This window comes from Cognaticolwellia aestuarii (assembly GCF_002000025.1).
Classification (GTDB): domain Bacteria; phylum Pseudomonadota; class Gammaproteobacteria; order Enterobacterales; family Alteromonadaceae; genus Cognaticolwellia; species Cognaticolwellia aestuarii.
On record NZ_MUZV01000005.1, the window covers coordinates 174,057 to 192,709 of the forward strand.

General features: G+C 38.4%; 17 protein-coding genes. 3 read left to right on the forward strand and 14 right to left on the reverse strand.

Annotated elements, in window-relative coordinates:
* Positions 1-21: 21 nt before the first annotated feature.
* The 3 genes from B0169_RS09405 to B0169_RS09415 all read right to left on the reverse strand — a co-directional run bounded on the left by B0169_RS09405 (position 22) and on the right by B0169_RS09415 (position 2,078).
* Positions 22-294, reverse strand: a complete 273-nt coding sequence (locus B0169_RS09405; RefSeq protein ID WP_077285717.1) for a YfcL family protein — start codon at positions 292-294, stop codon at positions 22-24.
* A gap of 86 nt (positions 295-380) precedes the next feature.
* Entirely contained in the window at positions 381-1,514 is a 1,134-nt protein-coding gene (locus tag B0169_RS09410) for an ATP-NAD kinase family protein (protein ID WP_077285718.1), read from the reverse strand.
* A 39-nt stretch (positions 1,515-1,553) separates the two neighbouring features.
* A complete protein-coding gene (locus B0169_RS09415) occupies positions 1,554-2,078 on the reverse strand; it encodes an elongation factor P hydroxylase (protein ID WP_077285719.1) in 525 nt (174 codons plus the stop codon).
* A 344-nt stretch (positions 2,079-2,422) separates the two neighbouring features.
* Here B0169_RS09415 and B0169_RS19530 point away from each other — a divergent pair, with 344 nt between their 5' ends.
* On the forward strand, positions 2,423-3,109 hold the full coding sequence (locus tag B0169_RS19530) for a helix-turn-helix transcriptional regulator (RefSeq protein ID WP_235838534.1): 687 nt from the start codon (positions 2,423-2,425) through the stop codon (positions 3,107-3,109).
* A 105-nt stretch (positions 3,110-3,214) separates the two neighbouring features.
* Here the strand turns inward: B0169_RS19530 and B0169_RS09425 are convergent, their stop codons facing one another.
* From B0169_RS09425 to B0169_RS09440, 4 genes are read right to left on the reverse strand one after another with little or no spacing between them, the layout of a single operon-like run.
* Complete coding sequence (locus tag B0169_RS09425) at positions 3,215-4,000, reverse strand: CsgG/HfaB family protein (RefSeq protein WP_077285721.1); 786 nt, start codon at positions 3,998-4,000, stop codon at positions 3,215-3,217.
* Between the two features lie 4 nt (positions 4,001-4,004).
* Positions 4,005-4,421 carry a curli assembly protein CsgF gene (locus tag B0169_RS09430; protein ID WP_077285722.1) on the reverse strand — a complete coding sequence of 139 codons (417 nt, stop codon included), beginning with the start codon at positions 4,419-4,421 and terminating at the stop codon, positions 4,005-4,007.
* A gap of 27 nt (positions 4,422-4,448) precedes the next feature.
* Complete coding sequence (locus B0169_RS09435) at positions 4,449-4,841, reverse strand: CsgE family curli-type amyloid fiber assembly protein (RefSeq protein ID WP_077285723.1); 393 nt, start codon at positions 4,839-4,841, stop codon at positions 4,449-4,451.
* Positions 4,842-4,898: 57 nt separating this feature from the next.
* The gene (locus tag B0169_RS09440; protein ID WP_158077072.1) at positions 4,899-6,353 is read right to left on the reverse strand and encodes an autotransporter outer membrane beta-barrel domain-containing protein; all 1,455 of its coding nucleotides are present in this window, start codon (positions 6,351-6,353) and stop codon (positions 4,899-4,901) included.
* An 810-nt stretch (positions 6,354-7,163) separates the two neighbouring features.
* On the opposite strand from B0169_RS09440, the gene B0169_RS09445 reads away from it, so the two are divergent.
* The gene (locus tag B0169_RS09445; protein ID WP_077285868.1) at positions 7,164-9,662 is read left to right on the forward strand and encodes a S8 family serine peptidase; all 2,499 of its coding nucleotides are present in this window, start codon (positions 7,164-7,166) and stop codon (positions 9,660-9,662) included.
* A gap of 164 nt (positions 9,663-9,826) precedes the next feature.
* On the opposite strand, the gene B0169_RS09450 is transcribed toward B0169_RS09445, so the two are convergent.
* From B0169_RS09450 to nhaA, 3 genes are all read right to left on the reverse strand, one after another.
* Complete coding sequence (locus tag B0169_RS09450; protein ID WP_077285725.1) at positions 9,827-10,222, reverse strand: ACT domain-containing protein; 396 nt, start codon at positions 10,220-10,222, stop codon at positions 9,827-9,829.
* 429 nt (positions 10,223-10,651) lie between these two features.
* Positions 10,652-11,521 (reverse strand): prohibitin family protein, encoded by an 870-nt coding sequence (locus B0169_RS09455; RefSeq protein WP_077285726.1) that lies wholly within the window; start codon positions 11,519-11,521, stop codon positions 10,652-10,654.
* 48 nt (positions 11,522-11,569) lie between these two features.
* Positions 11,570-12,766: a Na+/H+ antiporter NhaA gene (gene nhaA, locus B0169_RS09460; RefSeq protein ID WP_077285727.1), complete on the reverse strand. Its 1,197-nt coding sequence runs from the start codon at positions 12,764-12,766 to the stop codon at positions 11,570-11,572.
* Between the two features lie 232 nt (positions 12,767-12,998).
* Between nhaA and B0169_RS09465 the strand changes: the two genes are divergently transcribed.
* Positions 12,999-13,469, forward strand: coding sequence for an Lrp/AsnC family transcriptional regulator (locus tag B0169_RS09465; RefSeq protein ID WP_077285728.1), 471 nt, complete (start codon positions 12,999-13,001; stop codon positions 13,467-13,469).
* Positions 13,470-13,497: 28 nt separating this feature from the next.
* On the opposite strand, the gene B0169_RS09470 is transcribed toward B0169_RS09465, so the two are convergent.
* From B0169_RS09470 to grpE, 4 genes are all read right to left on the reverse strand, one after another.
* Complete coding sequence (locus tag B0169_RS09470; protein ID WP_077285729.1) at positions 13,498-14,166, reverse strand: hypothetical protein; 669 nt, start codon at positions 14,164-14,166, stop codon at positions 13,498-13,500.
* Between the two features lie 210 nt (positions 14,167-14,376).
* Positions 14,377-15,516, reverse strand: a complete 1,140-nt coding sequence (gene dnaJ, locus B0169_RS09475) for a molecular chaperone DnaJ (protein WP_077285730.1) — start codon at positions 15,514-15,516, stop codon at positions 14,377-14,379.
* A gap of 310 nt (positions 15,517-15,826) precedes the next feature.
* Positions 15,827-17,752, reverse strand: coding sequence for a molecular chaperone DnaK (dnaK, locus tag B0169_RS09480; protein ID WP_077285731.1), 1,926 nt, complete (start codon positions 17,750-17,752; stop codon positions 15,827-15,829).
* A 244-nt stretch (positions 17,753-17,996) separates the two neighbouring features.
* Positions 17,997-18,632: a nucleotide exchange factor GrpE gene (gene grpE / locus B0169_RS09485; RefSeq protein ID WP_077285732.1), complete on the reverse strand. Its 636-nt coding sequence runs from the start codon at positions 18,630-18,632 to the stop codon at positions 17,997-17,999.
* Positions 18,633-18,653 lie beyond the last annotated feature (21 nt).

Genomic DNA, 18,653 nt, shown 5'->3' on the forward strand with positions numbered 1-18,653 from the left:
ATAAAAGCAACCTAAAGGCAGTTAAGCCGAAAAAGCTTGCTGTAAATGCAACCAATAATCTTGCACTATCTGACGGTCTTGCGGATTCAGTTCAGTGCGCGCAGCTTGCAGCTTTTCACTAATATTATCCGCTAATTGCTGGCTAAGGGCTTGTGACTCGTCACCGTATTCGCTACTCGCCAAACTAATAAAGCCCCTTAAATAACTGCCGGCAAAAAGTTCATCAGCACTAACATCTTGCGCTACTTGCTCATCTAAATAATGATAAAGCGCGGTAAGGTTTTCAAATTGCATATTCAATTCCAACGTTATGTGGCCACGTATCGATTCGTGACCTGTTCAATGTATTTACAAAAATTTATCTAAATTTTGTGATAGTATTATTGCGGGCTAGCTACGGGGTAAAGTACTTGGTCATTATAGCCAGTAATAACCGGTAAATAACCCGATAGTTCCATATCTAGCTCACTGTCCCCGGTATCTGCGATTAAAGGACGTGCTTGCAACGCATTCAATTTTGCTTTCGTAGCAATGATCATAATATTTTCTTTTTTTATTGCACGAATAATACGCGGGCTTAACTGTTGATTACCACGACCAAAGATGTGACCTTGACCACCAATCAAAGTAATCACTAACTTAACTTGTCCTAGTTTGTAAGGCTGCATTAATTGCCATATGTCAGCTTCAGTTAAATCGCTCGCGATTAATGCTTGCTGGCATATAGCATCAACGCCGAGTAAAGTATTTTCAAGCGCAAGTTCTTCCATAACAAAGGCGGTAGTTGAACCGGAGCCAATTATAAAAAGCTCATCGTCCATTTTTGCGATAACATCAGCAGCAATATCTTGTAAAACCAGCTCATCAGACTCTTTACCACCTGACTTTACCGCTTGAATATAACGCAATTCTGATGGCACACGCATTTCACCAAACCGCTTTGCTTTGACAATACCTTCACGAAATAAGCTTTCGTCAATATCCATAACATCAGCGTCAGTTAAGCTGACTAATTGATTGGTGATCATCAACTCAACGACTCGACCTGCCGCCTTGGGTGTAATGGCATATACACCCGAGTGAATTTTACAACCGGCCGGAATACCCAACACAGGGAACTTATCATCAACTATATGGCAAACATTGCGTGCGGTGCCATCACCACCAGCAAACAGCAACAAATCAATACCTTCATCGATAAGTGCTTTTACTGCTAGCTCGGTATCGCGTTCGGTAGTAACTTCATTTTCAACTTGATGCACTACTTGTGTGGTAAAACCTAATGCTTTTGCCGTGCTTTCTCCCATATCACTAGATACGGTATAAATAGTCATATTATCTTTATAAGGTAAAAGAATTTCTAACGCTAATGATGCTCTGGCATTCGACTTGGCCGTAGCGCCAAGTGCCATGGCTTGCTCAGCAACCCCAACACCATCACTGCCTTTTAATGCTACGCTACCGCCAATGCCTGCGATAGGGTTTATCACTAAACCTAATTTGAATTGTTTCATAAATATATCTCGTTAATTTTCAGCATTACAAGCTCTGCGCTATTTAAAATGCTCTGCAGTTAAAGGCCATGGCTTATTATAAAATGCTGCCAAAGCGGCAATAAATGTTTCGGCATCACGAGGAAAACCAGACGCTAAATAATCAACTACCTGTTGAAAAACCTTGGCTTTAAAAGCAAAGCGGTCAGTCTTACCATCGCCAAGTAAATTATCAGTAGATACATCAAAGTGCTTACCTGCAGCAACACAAAGCGCCCACTCAATTGCCTGTGGTTTGATTTCAACTTTTTCAAATGCTTCTTGCTGGCTTTGATCTCGGCCGTCAGGCACATACCAATAACCAAAGTCTTCTAATAATCGGCGTTTCTCGCCTGCCAAGCACCAATGCGAAATCTCATGAAGTGCACTGGCATAATAGCCGTGAGCAAATACTATTTGATGATAAGAACAATGCTCGTTAGCGGGTAAGTAAATGGGTTCATCAGCCCCTTTAACTAAACGGGTATTGTACTCTCGGAAGAAGTTACGCTCAAAAATATTAATTAAATCTATAAAGTTATGCATAATGAAACCAGAAATTATAATACGCAACGTCAAACATTATCGCCCAAATGAACACGTACTAAAAATAGCTTCGCACAGCCAATATTTGCTATTAAAAGGCTATAAAATAAAAAACTATAAGCTAGACATATATGAACTAACAAGCTATGTTAACAATGTGTAAATTTAATGTAACACTCGGGTGTTTATTATTTTTTTATGAGAAATAATTAGATAAATTTAACGTGTATTTCAATTCACAATCAAGTTTCTACCAGCAAAGATATAGTCAACTTATAGCGTACATTGATTATGCTTTTATCACTTCGTTGGTTGTTATGAGATTGCCATGTGGAGAAAGAAAAATGTCAAAGGAAATGACAAGGTTACGTGCCTTTGTACTTACACCAACATCAGCAGTGCCATCACACTTAGCAATACACAATAGATTTACCTGCCTCATAAAAGCGTGTGATATTAGCATAGAACTAGGATCGAAAATACCCGAAAAATCTCGCCTACTCGAGTTTAAGTACCTCTTTATAGACTTGGATGAGTGCCAAGAAGAAAATGGCCTACCAGCAAACATTGCGGCACTTGCAGCAAGTAATACCACTATACTATTTAACGCAACAAATGGCCTAACTTGTGAAAAAACAGCTTTATTGTCTTCTGTGAAAGGTGTGTTTTATAAACATGACCGTCCAGATATTATCATCAAAGGGCTTGATTGCATTATCAGGCAAGAGTTCTGGTTTAAACGATCAACAATGAGTAGTGCCATAATCTATTTATTACAAGCCACTAAAAATAAACAAATACAAACCATCGATGAGCATAATGATATTATTTTCACGACGCTTACCAAACGCGAAAAGATGATTGCTTGCCTCGTTGCTAGAGGCGCTCAAAATAAAGAGATTGCCGACCAGTTGCATATAAGTACTAATACGGTAAAAACTCACCTTTATAGCATTTTTAGAAAGACGAGTTCACGTAACCGTATAGAGCTGATTAGTCGCACACAAAATTACATATCAGCGGTCAATTAGCGCCATAAGCGATAAAACTAAAAAGCCAGTGATCATCACTGAGTTTTTAGTTTTTGTTCACAACACTAAGCTTATTCTGTTTTGCTAGTTTAAGTATTTACATGACTAAGTATCAGCACGCCATACTTTTCGGTCAATACCTTTTATCACTAACTCTGTAATTGCCTTTTCAATTGCTTGTTGTACGCAAACATGCATCGGCTCATTATCACTAAAGCCGCCTTCTGCCTCAGCTAGGCGCTTAAAGCTAACATACCGGAAAAAGCCGGCACGTACCTCTTGGCTCAATACCTTTTTATTGGTCGACACTGAAACTAATACTTGCCCTGTTCGCACATCAACCGCGCGCATATAAACAGTTATTTGATCTTCACGATAAAGCTCAGAGGCACCGATACCAAAATATTCTGCGCCAAAGCCGCCTGTTCTGGTGTTAGAGTCATAACTAATAATACCGCCTTCTAATAATATTTTTGCCGTCGTTAATGGAGGTAACTCGATATTTTCAGTGGCTTTGTTTGCTTGATGAGCAGCTCGAGTAATTTTTCGTTCTGTTAATACATTTTGCAGCCCTTCACGCTCTACAGGTAAAAACCAGTCAGAGTCACTTAAGGCTTGCATTAAAATAGATGTAGCTCCCTGCGTAACGGCTGTAGAAAATGAGCTGACATTTGCTTGCGGTTTATATTGTCCCGTTTGATCACGATAAGCATATACTGAAACAGGTATAGCTCCTTTAGGTTTAGGTAGCGCTTTAAGTTCTTTAAAGCTCTCTAAAGGCACCATCTTTGTTGCAAGTGTTTGCTCTGGAGGAAATAACTTACTAGCGTTATCTAATGCACTGCAAGCCGACAACAGGCTCACAAGACTTAACATTATAATGTTTCTCATGAGCTTATCCAAACTTTGGTATTTCAATAATCGTAATTTTATTACTCAATAAATCAGTAATTTGTATGGTGATGGTATCACTGTTAGCAGACACAATATCAATTTGATAATCACCGCTAATAAATGAGGCATCCTCACCAATATCTACATTGGAATCTTCGCCCAAGACTGTATCTTTATATTTACTGACAATATCACTCAGTGTTGCACGCTCTAATGCCTCTGATACTTTTTCTTCAAAGCTTTTTTCACTCAACTCTGCTTTATGTTTATTTTGCCCTTGCGCTTTACTTAATAAGAAGCTGCCATTTAGTGCACTACCACCAAAACTAGGATTTATCGGCGTATATACTAACTCGGTACCCTGTGCATAATGAGTAGTGCAGATGCAAACTACAGCCATTAAAATGAATTTTTTCATTACTACTATCCTTATAATTACCTATAACTACCAGCCACTTTCTGCCATATCAATACTATCTTGGCTGTATTGAGTTTTCGCCATGGCATCAATCAAAATAAATATGGCTTGCTCTACTTTTTCTTTTACCGGAGATTGTCGACGCCCGAAATATGTAACATAAATAACTCGGCCATTAAGCAGAAGACTGAGTTTAGTGCCTGCCCGAGGAACAATATGCTCGATAAGCTGAACGTTTATACCCTGTGTTTTTGGCATATCACGCCATAGTTGACTAAATTGGAAGTAAAAATCATGGCCCAAACGACTTTTGGTGTTATCAAGCAATAAACCACCAATTTCTACTTCGCTAGTCGCATGACCCATAGAAGTGAATAACAAGCACAGCGTAATTAACCATGCAGAAATATTTTTAGACATAGTATTAGAGATAAAAAGGGGCTTTAAGCCCCTAGTTAACTTATATTCAATGAACAATTACTGTTGCACGATTACTGCAGTATTCCAGTCACCCATTTGCGTAACTGAAACAGAACCTGAATCACTAATAAATGATCCTTCAACAATATTGCCATTACCCACTTGACTGATGTTAAATGCGATATTAGCGCCACCAATTAACATAGAACCACCATCAGCACCGGTGATTAGGTTGTCTTCACCGTCTTGCATAATATCTATTTGATGATTACTGCCTTCCACAAGAATATCTAACGAGTTAACATCGCCTGTTTGCACGATATCTATGGTGTTAGCATTACTATCAAGAATAGTACTTAATACGACTACAGCATCGTTGGCTTCGCCATTTTGAAGTACATCAATATCATTATCACTTGTAGTTAACGAATTATCATCAGCTGAAGCTTCTAATACTAAAACGTTCTCAGAACCTGTTTGAGTAACATTAATATCATTATCGTTACCGTTAAAGTTCACGATGTGGCTTTCATTTAAGTCACCAACTTGTAAAGAAGTATATTCGTTATTAAGACCTAAAGTGCCCATATAACTAATATTACCATCACCTGATTGCGTAAAGTTAAACTCATTATCATCACCAATAACTTCAAATGTTGCTAAGTTATCAGCACCATTTTGTGCAACATCAACTGAGTTATCATTACCAGTAAATAAATTAGATACCGCGCTGTTACTGTCGCCTTCTTGATCAATCGCAACATCATTATCGTCCCCTTCAATCGCAGCAATAGTAACTCTGTTACGATCGCCTTCTTGCTCAATATCAAGTTCATTATCGTTACCAGCAATTACATCAATTGTTGCAACGTTCCAGTAACCGTCTTGTACTGATTTAAGATCGTTACCATCACCTGTAACACTGTTGAAATAGGTTTCATTCCAGGTACCGTCTTGCACAAATTCAACATTGTTATTTGAACCAACTAACTCACCATTAATAGCCCAATGGCCGCCGTCTCCCTGATCAACAATAATTTCATTACCATCACCAACAACGTCATTAACTGCACGACTACCAATACCTAAAAAGCCAACACCGATCTGAGATACCTCAACAATATTTTCATTACCTGTAACATTGTTTGATGTTTCATTAATCTCACCATCTTGTAAAACCGACAATAAGTTATTATTGCCAGTATAAGTACCAATGGCTACATTTTCGGCACCAACTTGTTCAATTTCGACAATGTTGCCATCACCAATAACAGTGAAGTCAGTTCCGTTTACATCACCTTCTTGAAATATGGATGTTTCATTACCTTCACCAACACCCGATCTAGAGTCTTGAGATAAAACGATTACATTACCTTGTGCATTCGCAATGATGTCAGATTGAATAGTAACGGCTTCGTTTTCTTGTTTGGTGTCTTCATTTGCAAAAGCCGTTTGATTTAAGCCTAATGCCATCAGTACAGCGCAAGTGATCATTGATTTATTAAGTTTCACGATATATCCCATTTTTTATTTAATGTAAGCTTGAACAACTTACAAAGTTTATTAGTGGATAAGTAGACTATGTCTTACCTTCCGTGGAGTTTTGTATTCCCATAGTGTTTAACAACAATAACGAATCGTATTATTAGAAAAACAAACCGTACCTTAAAATAATATTGTAATGAGCTATTAAACATTAACGGTCAAAGCTAACATTTAACGTTACTCCGCTTAACTGATTCATACTTATGTGATGGTTTATCTAGTTTTAAACATTTAATAACACTGTTAGTAGATATAAGTTTAGTAGTGTTATTTATGGCTATTTATACAAAATAAGTATCAAAACCGCACACCAAACCTTAGATCTACCTCGTGTTACCTACCATTAAATATAAATGCAATCAGCGTTAATACGTTGCAATAAAAACTCTACGTTATTTTATAAACAATAAAAATAACCCTATTTTACTATTTGAACTAAACCCATAATAAACAATACATTACAGAGAAATCATATTATAAAAATCTATAAAACCAACCAAAAACAAAAGTCATCAAGGCAATACTAGTAAAAAAGTACTAGCTTTAAAATTCTAATAAAAAAGTAGTAATCACGAGTAAAAACACACCAGTTAGTAATGAAAAAGTCGTGTTTGTCTCATTTTTATAGGCAGATGCACATTTTTATGATTAAAGTAATAGCGTTGCGTAATCCTATAGACCTATAAATTAAAATAATAAAGCTCGATATACAGACCAATAAACGTTACGGGTCTGGAAAATAAAAACTCAAAATATCAAATAAAAATGGAGCAAAATATGAAAGCAAAATTATCAGCCTTAACACTTGCCTTGTTGCCAGTGTTAGCTAATGCATCTGTAGAGTTAAACCCTAAGCAGAGCATTACTTATAAATCAGATTCTATTCTTGTTGTTTACAAGGGTGATGCCTCTAAGCTTGATCGCCGAGCAGCACGTAATACCGTTCGCGCTAAAATATCAGATTTAAATAACGATGAGATTGATGATAAATATAATAATTTAGGTAAAGGTCGCTTAGCTAAATTTAAACTCGATGGCATTTCAGTAAAAAATGCCCTTGAAAAGTTGCGTAAAAACCCAGCAATTTTATATGCTGAGCCAGACTACATTGTTAGTAAAGCTGGTGTTCCTAATGACGCACGCTTTGATGAACTTTGGGGCATGCATAACACAGGACAAACGGGTGGTGTTGATGATGCAGATATTGATGCACCTGAAGCTTGGGATATTTCTACGGGTAGCCGCGATGTCGTCGTTGGTGTTATTGATACCGGGGTAGATTACAACCACCCTGACCTAACTGCGAACATGTGGGTAAACCCAGGTGAAATTGCGGGCGACGGTATCGATAATGACAACAACGGTTTTATTGATGATGTTCATGGTATTAATGCTATTACCAATAGTGGTGATCCTATGGACGACAACGGTCATGGTACGCATGTATCGGGCACCATTGGCGCAACAGGTAATGACGGTGTAGGCGTTGCAGGTGTTAACCACAATGTCTCTATTATTGGTTGTAAGTTTTTGGATGGCAATGGTGATGGCTCAACCTCAGATGCGTTAACTTGTATCGATTACTTTGTTGATTTAAAAAACAACCACAACGTTGATGTCAGTACTTTAAATAACAGCTGGGGTGGTGGCGGGTTTAGCCAAACATTATATGACGCCATTACGGCAACCTCTGATGCTAATATTTTATTTGTCGCAGCGGCCGGCAATGGTGGCTATGATAATGATGCTAGCCCTAGCTATCCTTCAAGCTACGATCATGACAGTGTTCTTGCTGTTGCAGGAACTAACCATACTGATGCTATGTACACATCATCCCAGTACGGTTTAACTTCTGTCGATATTGCTGCTCCAGCACGTAATGTTCTGTCAACGGTACCTGGCGGCGGATACTCTTCATTTACCGGCACATCAATGGCAACGCCTCATGTGGCAGGTGCTGCGGCATTAGTATTGTCAGTTAACCCGGAACTATCTGCAGTTGAGCTAAAAGAGTTATTGATGAATTCTGGTGATGCCAACCCAGCAACAGAAGGTAAAACGGTTTCGGGTAAGCGCTTGAATATTCATAATGCTTTACTCGATGCAGATCCTTCGCCTGGATTTACGCTTAAAGTGACACCAAATTCAAATACAATTGAAGTTGGCGAAACGGCAACTTATAGCTTTGACGTTGGCTCAATTGCGGAATGGGATGGCGAAGTTAGCCTAACATTAGTTAGCCCACTTGCTGGTGCAACATTGTCAACAGATACTGCGACACCGGGTACATCATTTGAATTAACTGTGCCAACAACAAGTGAAACACAATGGGGTGAATATGACTTTACCGTCACAGCAACAAGCGGCGAATTAGTTAAAACGGCAAGCGTTAGCTTAATGGTTAACCCTGAAGGTTTGAACGAGTTCACTTACACAAATGATGAAGTTATCAGTATTCCAGATAACAATGCTGAAGGTATCACTTCTGTTATTAATGTTGCAGACGACCTTACCGTTTTTGCATCTGACATTTATGTCAATATCACACACAGTTGGATTGGCGATTTAATCGTAACATTAACATCTCCAACGGGGACTTCTGCGGTATTACACAATGCATCGGGTGGTAGCGAGCAAGACCTTGATAAAACCTTCAGCTCTTCGGCTTTCAACGGCGAAGTAGCAACAGGTGATTGGACCTTAAATGTTTCCGATAATGCTGCTGCTGACACGGGCTCACTAAACAACTGGGCAATCACTATTACAGGTATTGGTGAAGTACTACCTAGTGCACCAGAAGTTAGCTTTGCTTATGAAGCTGAAGGCTTAACAGCAAGCTTTACTGACAACAGTACCGACAGAAATGACGATATGGTTAGTTGGAATTGGAACTTTGGCGATGGCAATGTATCAAGTGAACAGAACCCTGTTCATACGTTCGCAGAAACAGGTAACTATGACGTTATGCTAACGGTAACAGATGCTGAAGGCTTAAGTAGCTCTGAAACGGTTGTTGTTTCGGTTTCATCAACTATGATTGAAGCAACAGTGAAGCGTTCATACAAGTCACGTTTGGGTCGCTTACGTGTCGATATTGCATGGGAAGGCACTTCAGCCGATATGGTCGATATCTTCCGTAATGGAATAAAAATCGACACTGTTGAAAATATCGGTATCTACCGTGACCAAGAACGTCGCACAACGGCTAGTCAGTTTATTTACCAAGTTTGTGATGCATCAACGGCATGTTCAAATGAAGTAACCGTTAACTTCTAAGCAATTAGAACTTAAGCCTATACCGATCAATTGACAACACTAAAGGGTCAATTGATCGGTCTTATAAATTCACAGTTAATCGCAATTACCTATTAGCACTTACATCCAACTCAGTCATTTATTAGTGCTCATTTACCTGCAAAATAGTCTGCAAAATAACAACGCTAAGCACTAAACTCCTGTAACGCAGACAAGGCCTCACCTGCTTTACTGGTTTGTACAAATACATGATCATGATAATAAGCCGCGATGACATTAGCGCTTATTCCCTTAGAGGCAAGTTTTGTTGCAACGGCTGCCGTTAAACCAACAGCTTCTAAACTTGAATGTACTGTTAATGTTATTTGGCTAAAGGAACCGTCAAAGGCTAAACCGGCTTTTTCTGCTACTGACTTTTCAAGTACTAAAGTCAAACCTTCTGACTCAATAAATGTCGCAACAGGGTCAAGCTCAGCATAGTCATTTAACTTGCCTTTTACAGTACAAAATACAAACTCAGAGTCCAATAACTTAGGGCTCATAGCATGTAATAATTGATCTAACTCTGTTATTCCTGACATGTTTACATTTCCTCGTGTATAACGATTACCTCAGTTACAGGCAATCATCTTAGGTTTATATATGATGATACAAAAGTAAGTTTATAACCTCATTTAGCAGCCGTTAATACTGTTGTGAATCAAAAGCGTTTTAAATGAGTGTTAGCTATTATTAAATTAATTGGTAATAGGGTAATTAATACTCAACGAACATCCTTAATATTTTAAGCATTATTTATTAATATCTAAAACAAAGTGCTAAGCATACCTTAATCATCAAAAATTAATGCCAAAACCAATTTCAGCAGAATTTATTTAGCAGTAACTTTATTGCTAATTAAGCCATAAAAGCATTAAGAGGCTGCTACAAACAAACTTTGTATGAGTGATACAAAAAACGGCGATGAATACATCGCCGTTAATAATACAGTTAATAATGATTGATGAGCATTATTTAGTCGGATTTCGCATATCCAAAATTGGCATATTACCGCTACCAAGAACTGTAGCAGGTAGTTTACCATCCCAGTTTTGCGCTTCAGTTAATTTAACAATAAGCGGGTTATTACCTAAAGCTTTAGCTTTCGCCGTAATAGCTTCCGCTTCAGCTAAACCTTTAATACGGATAGACTCAGCCTCTGCAATAGCCACCAATTTAATACCATCCGCCTTAGCTTTAGCGGTGTTAACATCACGCTGAGCTTCAAGGTTTTGTCTTGCTAACTTATGTTTTTCTGCATCAGCAAGGTTTTTTTCTGTTTGCTTTGTTTCAATAGACGTTAAATATTTCGCAGGTAAACTGATATTCTCTATTTGAATATTGTCAACTGTTACAGGGAAGCCTTTCATCTCTTCAATAAAGTTAGCTTCAATCGCTTGAATGGCGCTGGCTCTATCTTGAATAAGCTTTTCTGCGTCATACTGCGGTATAACATCTTTAGTTGCCGCTCTAAAGCGTGGGTCCAAAATACGATTTTCGAACTGTGACAAACCACCATACTGTCTAAATAGCTCTAATGCCGCGGTTTTATCAACAGTCCAGTTAACTGACACGCTAATGGTTACCGGCATCTGCTCTTTGGTACTAGACGCCATTTTTTCTTCATTTTTACGTGTTCGTACTTCAATTTCTTCAACGCTATCAATAAAAGGCACTTTAAAATGCAAACCAGGGTTTACTTGCTCTTTTGCTTCACTAAAGCGCTTTACAATACCAATATGCCCTTCATTAACTGTATAAACAGAGTTAACGGCAGCAATGATCACACCAACGGTGACTGCAATCGACTTCACTGGGATATTAAATTTTTCAATATTCATGACTATTCCTTTATTTTTTAAATTTTATTATTCTTATTTGTCCGCTTTTTATTTTTCTATCGCGGCATGTTCTTCTACATTGCCCAAGCCGCCTTTAATGATAAAGTAACCTAAAATGCCGGAAATTAATGAACCGATAACAATACCTAGTCTGTCTTGAAAAATAAGTGTTGAGCCATTATCTTGCTCAAATGCCAGTGAGCCTATAAATAAACTCATGGTAAAACCAACACCACATAAAATCGCAACACCGTAAAGTAAACGCCAACTCACATTCGTCGGCAATTTAGCCCAGCCTAATTTAATCGCGATAAAACAAAAGCCAAATACCCCGAGCTGTTTACCAACCACTAAGCCAACAATAATACCCAATGGCACAGGCGCCATCACTTGCTCAATGCCAATACCTGCAAAGCTAATTCCTGCATTGGCAAAAGCAAATACCGGTAAAACGATAAAGGCAACTAATGAATGTAGATTGTGCTCCAAAGACTTAAGTGGCGACGACTCGCCTTCTTGGCCTTTAATTGGAATAAAAAACGCTAATACTACACCGGCTAATGTCGCATGTACGCCCGACTTCAATACCGCTATCCACAGAATAATACCAAGGAAAATATAAGGAGCAGTATTCGTTACTCCGCGTTTATTCATAATAAATAAAATGGTGATAACACTGGTGGCAAAAATTAATGACAACATAGATAGTTGGTCAGTATAAAATAACGCGATAACAATAATAGCGCCTAAATCATCAAATATAGCTAACGACGTTAAAAACACCTTCAGTTGTAATGGCACCTTGCTACCAATAATAGATAAAATACCTAAAGCAAAAGCGATATCTGTTGCGGTTGGAATTGCCCAACCATTAATGGCTTGAGGATCGTTATAATTAAATGCCACGTAACACAAGGCTGGTACTAACATACCACCAAAAGCACCTATTGCAGGTAGTGTAATTTGCCCTGGTTGCGAGAGATCACCTTCAAGAAATTCTCGTTTTAGCTCCAAACCCACAAGGAAAAAAAACAGCGCCATCAAACCATCATTAATCCATAACAGCAATGGTTTAGCAATTTCAAACGTACCGACAGACACTTGCACTGGAATGTTCAACAACATGTCGTAGTAACTCATCAACGGTGAGTTAGCAATAATCATCGCAGCAACTGCCGCAAACATCAAAATAATGCCACTTGCTGCTTCTAATTTTAAGAAGTCATTAATACTTTTAATAATCATTTTTTCTCATTTTCTTTTTAGTATGCGGACATAATATGTCACATTAAGCTATTATACAAATCTAGAAGATATAAATTTTATGCTTCATCATTAAATGCTAATAATTCGGAAAGGTATATAAATATCGAAAATAATTCATATTTATGACGCGTATACTGGTAATATTGGATTTAATAAGTGTAATATCTAATGGATAAAAAACCAAGAGGGCTAACCTCAGGCTAAGGTATTAATGAAAAAACTTGATGATATAGATTTACGTATTCTCACCTTACTCTACAAAGATGCGGACATCACCAATAAAGAGCTAGCAGCACAAATTGGCATAGCCCCATCTACTTGTTTAGAGCGTGTTAAGCGCATGAAGCAAAACGGCGTTATAAACAATGCTTTTATTGATATTAACTTCAAAAGTATTGGCGGAAATATTGAAGCGATTGCGGCAATTAAGTTACAGCCTTATTCAGAATTAATTGTCAATGAACTCAGAGACGACCTACTCAAGTTACCTGAAATTATCAGCTTGTATCACATGGGTGGCAGTTACGACTACTTTATTCACATGTCGGTAAGAGATAGTGAACACTTACGTCAATTCGTTTTTAATGCCATAACGTCACGAGAAGAAGTTACAACAGTAGAGACATCACTCATTTTTGAGCACAGCCGAAGTGGTGTACTACCTAATTTTGATGAAGAGTAAATTCTCTACCTAAAAACAATGCCATAATTTAATGCTTAACGAAGTCTTTTGTTTCAAAGTACAAAGGCTTCATTGTGCCGCAGTTAAGAAATTTGTATTGTAGTTCACTGCGCTTAGGTACCGGTGATGAAGTGTTAAAACGGTTTAAACAACCCGCCTCAATGTCAATACCTATAATATGATCATAACTAGGGGCTTGTGATATTCTGTGAATATATAGCTTATAGTTTTGCCTTAATGACACAACGTCATACGCTTGCTTATTACTTGATGGCTCAATATCGTCCAACCTACGAACATAGAGTTTTTTATCAAATGTCATCGGAATATTCTCATAAACTAACATACCATCTCGTTCAAAATGCCCTGAGTATAAATCAACATTAAGCACCATTTTTTCTCCACGCATTAAACGCTGTAAGTTAAATGGTTGCGGTTTAATAGTGATAAGATCGCCATCTCTGATGGTTTGCAATAACGCCAAATTTTTATTATCTAGTTTATACAATAACTGTACATCATGTGGCTTATGGTACAACGGCATATGCGAGGCATAAATACTAGAGCCTTGAGTAAATAATGCCATGCCATGCACTCCCATATATGCAGGGTCTAACGGGGGTAATTCTTTAGCTTCCTCTTCAGCAAAGCTTATTTGGCTCAATAAAATTAAAATACCCATAAACAATTTTTTCATAAATACATTCTCAATATATAGGCTGAGGGAAAGCTTCAGCAAACCACAATTTTTACAGTTAAAACAATTAATACAACTAAAGCAAGTAATACCATTGCATATTATAGCGAGCTTTCAAATATAAAAAATCCCGCATAGTGCGGGATTTGATTGTGCTGTTACTATCGAATTAACTCAATTAAACTTAATGTAAAGTACAATTAATTAAACTTAGCTTTTCAGATCATCGAAGAATTTTTTCACACCGTCAAAGAAACCGGTTTCTTTCGGGCTATGCTTACTGGTGCTTTTACCCATTTTTTCTTCTAGCTGACGTAATAAGTCAGCTTGATCACCCGATAAACTTACCGGCGTTTCAATCACAACTTTACACATTAAATCACCCGTTGAATGGCTACGTACTGATTTAACACCTTTACCACGTAAACGGAACATTTTGCCGGTTTGCGTTTCTTTAGGTATTTTCAGTTTAACCTTACCTTCAAGTGTCGGTACTTCAATTTCGCCGCCTAGCGCAGCAGTTGTAAAGCTAATTGGTACTTCACAATATAAATGGTTTTCATCACGAACAAATATTTTATGTTCGCGAACATTAGCTTGTACATATAAGTCACCCGCTGGTGCACCGTGCTCGCCCGCTTCACCTTCACCAGATAAGCGAATTCTATCACCGGTATCAACACCTGGCGGTATCTTAACTGATAAAGTTTTGTTCTTCTCAACGCGGCCTTTACCACGACATGAAGTACAAGGATCGCTAATAACTTTACCTTGGCCTGAACACGTTGGACATGTTTGCTGAACCGCAAACAAACCTTGACGCATTTGCACTTGGCCATGACCATGACAGGTTGTACATGTTTTTGCGCTGGTACCTTTTTTAGCACCACTGCCGTCACACGGCTCACACGAAACGTAGGTTGGTACTTTAATTTCTAAGGTTTTACCTTTAACAGCTTCTTCTAGCGTTAAGTCAAGGTTGTATCGTAAATCGCTGCCACGACGTTGACGAGATTGACCGCCTCTACCACGTCCACCACCGCCAAATATATCACCGAAAATATCACCAAAGGCATCGCCGAAGTCTTGACCGCCGCCAAAACCACCGCCGCCATGGCCACCTTGTTCAAATGCCGCATGGCCATATTGATCATACGCTGCACGCTTTTGATCATCAGTTAATATTTCATAAGCTTCTTTAACTTCTTTAAACTGTTCTTCTTTTGATTTATCACCTTGAGTTCTATCAGGGTGAAATTTCATTGCTAAACGTTTGTAAGCTTTTTTGATATCGCGCTCTGCTGCATCTTTTGACACGCCTAGCACTTCATAATAATCGCGTTTTGACATAGGTTTATTTCTTTACTTCAAATTTGTGGATACTAATTTGTTTAACTTCTTACTTAGACGCTTTAAAAAACCGATTTAAAACATTAAAAATCTAAGCAAATTAACATCATGTATTAACTAACATTAATTGCTGTTTGACATAATAAAGCGCCGATAACTATCGACGCTTTAATTGTTTGAACTCAACAACAGGGTTAAGCTTTAAATTGTTACTGTAGCGCTCTAAAGTAAGATGAACACAACAAGCATACTGTGTATGAGTACATGTTCATGCTGCTTTTGAGCAACACAGAGACAATCAGGCAATTAACTACTTGTCGTCTTTAACTTCTTCAAACTCAGCGTCAACAACATCGTCACCACCAGCTGATGAATCTGCGTCAGATGCTTCACCTTCAGGTGCGCCACCTTGTGCTTGAGCTTTCGCTTGAGCAATTTCCATTAACTTAGCTGAAGCTTCGATAACAGCTTGAGATTTAGCATCAATTTCTTCTTTGCTTTCGCCTTTAAGGGCAACTTCAAGTTCAGATAGTGCTGCTTCAATCTTCTCTTTGTCTTCGCTTGGTAAATCGTCACCCGCTTCTTCAATTTGCTTACGCGTTGCGTGAACCATGCCATCAGCTTGGTTACGAGCTTGTACAAGCTCTTCAAATTTCGCATCTTCGTCAGCATTTGCTTCTGCGTCGCGTACCATTTGTTCAACTTCATCATCTGATAAACCAGAAGAAGCTTTAATGGTAATTTTTTGCTCTTTACCTGTGTTCTTATCTTTTGCCGTTACGTGCAAAATACCATCAGCATCTAAATCGAAAGTTACTTCAATTTGTGGTGTGCCACGTGGTGCTGGGTCAATACCTTCAAGGTTAAACTGACCTAAAGATTTGTTTGCTGAAGCTTGCTTACGCTCACCTTGTACAACATGTACAGTCACAGCAGCTTGGTTATCGTCAGCCGTTGAGAATGTTTGAGACTGTTTAGTTGGGATAGTGGTGTTTTTATCGATAACTTTCGTCATCACGCCGCCCATAGTCTCGATACCTAATGATAATGGTGTAACGTCTAATAATAATACGTCTGTTACATCGCCAGAAAGTACGCCGGCTTGAATTGCAGCACCTGCAGCTACAGCTTCATCAGGGTTAACATCTTTACGAGGTTCTTTACCGAAGAACTCAGTAACCACTTTTTGTACCATTGGCATACGTGTTTGACCACCAACCAAGATAACATCATTTACATCGCTAATTGAAAGGTCAGCATCTTTAAGAGCACGTTTAAGTGGCTCTAGGGTTGCTTTAACCATATCTTCAACTAAAGATTCTAACTTAGCACGTGTTACTTTGATGTTCATGTGCTTAGGGCCTGAACCATCAGCAGTGATGTACGGTAAGTTAACATCTGTTTGTTGTGCTGAAGAAAGTTCACATTTCGCTTTTTCTGCCGCTTCTTTCAAACGTTGCATAGCTAATGGATCTTGCGTTAAGTCCATGCCTTGATCTTTCTTGAATTCTGCTACTAGGTAGTTGATTAAACGGTTATCAAAGTCTTCACCACCTAAGTGAGTGTCACCATTTGTTGCTAGTACTTCAAACGTGTGCTCGCCTTCAACTTCATCAATTTCGATGATAGAGATATCAAATGTACCACCACCTAAATCGTATACAGCAACAACTTTATCGCCTTCTTGCTTGTCCATGCCGTAAGCAAGAGCAGCAGCCGTTGGCTCGTTGATAATACGTTTAACATCAAGACCAGCAATACGACCAGCATCTTTAGTTGCTTGACGTTGTGAATCGTTAAAGTAAGCCGGAACAGTAATTACTGCTTCAGTAACTTTTTCACCTAAGTAATCTTCAGCTGTTTTTTTCATTTTTGCTAAAACTTCAGCAGAAACTTGTGGAGGAGCGATATTTTTATCACGTGCCGTAACCCAAGCATCACCGTTGTCAGCTTTAACAATACCAAATGGCATAATTTCAATATCGCGTTGAACTTCTTCATCTTCAAAACGACGACCAATTAAACGCTTTATAGCGAATAATGTGTTTTTAGGGTTAGTTACAGACTGGCGCTTAGCTGGTTGACCAACTAATGTTTCGCCTTCTTCGGTGTAAGCAATGATTGATGGCGTTGTACGATCGCCTTCAGCATTTTCAATTACACGTGCTTTACCACCATCTAGTACAGCAACACAAGAGTTTGTTGTCCCTAGGTCAATACCAATAATTTTGCCCATCTTTAGGATCTCCGAATACTTATAATGTTAAAAATAAAGATTAAATCTTTCGATGAACAGTTAGTGGGGGCAGGAAAAAGTCTTTTCAACTATTTTTATCGAAAAAAACTAAAAAATGTTAAATTTTATTTCTGCCACTCTTTATTAAAACCAATTAAGCAGATTATCGACGCGATTATTTCCAAAAAAAAGTCATAAAAAACCAGACACTTGTCTGGTTTTTTTTATTTTCTACAGTTCAGTATTATGCAGTAGCATCAACACTTGGTTTAGCTTTTGACACCATCACCATTGCAGGGCGAATTAAACGACCATTTAACTCATAACCTTTTTGCATAACGGCAATAACCGTATTCGCTGGTACACCTTCAACTTCTTGCATTGACATCGCTTGATGCAATTCAGGGTTGAATGGTTGGTCTTGAGGGTCAATGGCTTTAATAGCAAATTTTTCTAGTGAAGCTAACAATCCTTGATAAGTTAACTCAATACCTTCAATAATAGCCGTATTGCTTTCATCATCTCTGTCGATACTTTGTAAAGCGCGCTCTAAGTTGTCTACGGTGGTTAACATCTCAGCAGCAAACTTTTCTAACGCGAATTTACGCGCTTTTTCAACGTCTTGTGCAGCACGACGACGAACATTATCCACTTCTGCTTTTGCGCGAATAACTGAATCTTTTTGGTCAGCAACCGTGGCTTTAGCAGCAGCTAACGCTAATTCAAGTTCATTGATTTTCTCTTGTTCTTCACTCATAACCTCGTGTGCATGCTCGTGTTGCACTTCCACTTGTTCTTCAGCTTGCTCAATAATCTCAGCGGCTAATTTATCTGCTGCTACTTCTTCAGCACTTTTATTTTCTGTTGACTCGTTGGCCATGAAAAACTCCAAAATAGATCT

What these genes read in the sequence shown, in the direction of transcription:
- B0169_RS09470 (WP_077285729.1), bottom strand. Translation starts at nt 14,166, where the DNA reads ATGAAAAAATTGTTTATGGGTATTTTAATTTTATTGAGCCAAATAAGC.
- B0169_RS09415 (WP_077285719.1), bottom strand. Translation starts at nt 2,078, where the DNA reads ATGCATAACTTTATAGATTTAATTAATATTTTTGAGCGTAACTTCTTC.
- nhaA (WP_077285727.1), bottom strand. Translation starts at nt 12,766, where the DNA reads ATGATTATTAAAAGTATTAATGACTTCTTAAAATTAGAAGCAGCAAGT.
- grpE (WP_077285732.1), bottom strand. Translation starts at nt 18,632, where the DNA reads ATGGCCAACGAGTCAACAGAAAATAAAAGTGCTGAAGAAGTAGCAGCA.
- B0169_RS09450 (WP_077285725.1), bottom strand. Translation starts at nt 10,222, where the DNA reads ATGTCAGGAATAACAGAGTTAGATCAATTATTACATGCTATGAGCCCT.
- dnaJ (WP_077285730.1), bottom strand. Translation starts at nt 15,516, where the DNA reads ATGTCAAAACGCGATTATTATGAAGTGCTAGGCGTGTCAAAAGATGCA.
- B0169_RS09425 (WP_077285721.1), bottom strand. Translation starts at nt 4,000, where the DNA reads ATGAGAAACATTATAATGTTAAGTCTTGTGAGCCTGTTGTCGGCTTGC.
- B0169_RS09430 (WP_077285722.1), bottom strand. Translation starts at nt 4,421, where the DNA reads ATGAAAAAATTCATTTTAATGGCTGTAGTTTGCATCTGCACTACTCAT.
- B0169_RS09445 (WP_077285868.1), top strand. Translation starts at nt 7,164, where the DNA reads ATGAAAGCAAAATTATCAGCCTTAACACTTGCCTTGTTGCCAGTGTTA.
- dnaK (WP_077285731.1), bottom strand. Translation starts at nt 17,752, where the DNA reads ATGGGCAAAATTATTGGTATTGACCTAGGGACAACAAACTCTTGTGTT.
- B0169_RS09465 (WP_077285728.1), top strand. Translation starts at nt 12,999, where the DNA reads ATGAAAAAACTTGATGATATAGATTTACGTATTCTCACCTTACTCTAC.
- B0169_RS19530 (WP_235838534.1), top strand. Translation starts at nt 2,423, where the DNA reads ATGTCAAAGGAAATGACAAGGTTACGTGCCTTTGTACTTACACCAACA.
- B0169_RS09405 (WP_077285717.1), bottom strand. Translation starts at nt 294, where the DNA reads ATGCAATTTGAAAACCTTACCGCGCTTTATCATTATTTAGATGAGCAA.
- B0169_RS09455 (WP_077285726.1), bottom strand. Translation starts at nt 11,521, where the DNA reads ATGAATATTGAAAAATTTAATATCCCAGTGAAGTCGATTGCAGTCACC.
- B0169_RS09410 (WP_077285718.1), bottom strand. Translation starts at nt 1,514, where the DNA reads ATGAAACAATTCAAATTAGGTTTAGTGATAAACCCTATCGCAGGCATT.
- B0169_RS09435 (WP_077285723.1), bottom strand. Translation starts at nt 4,841, where the DNA reads ATGTCTAAAAATATTTCTGCATGGTTAATTACGCTGTGCTTGTTATTC.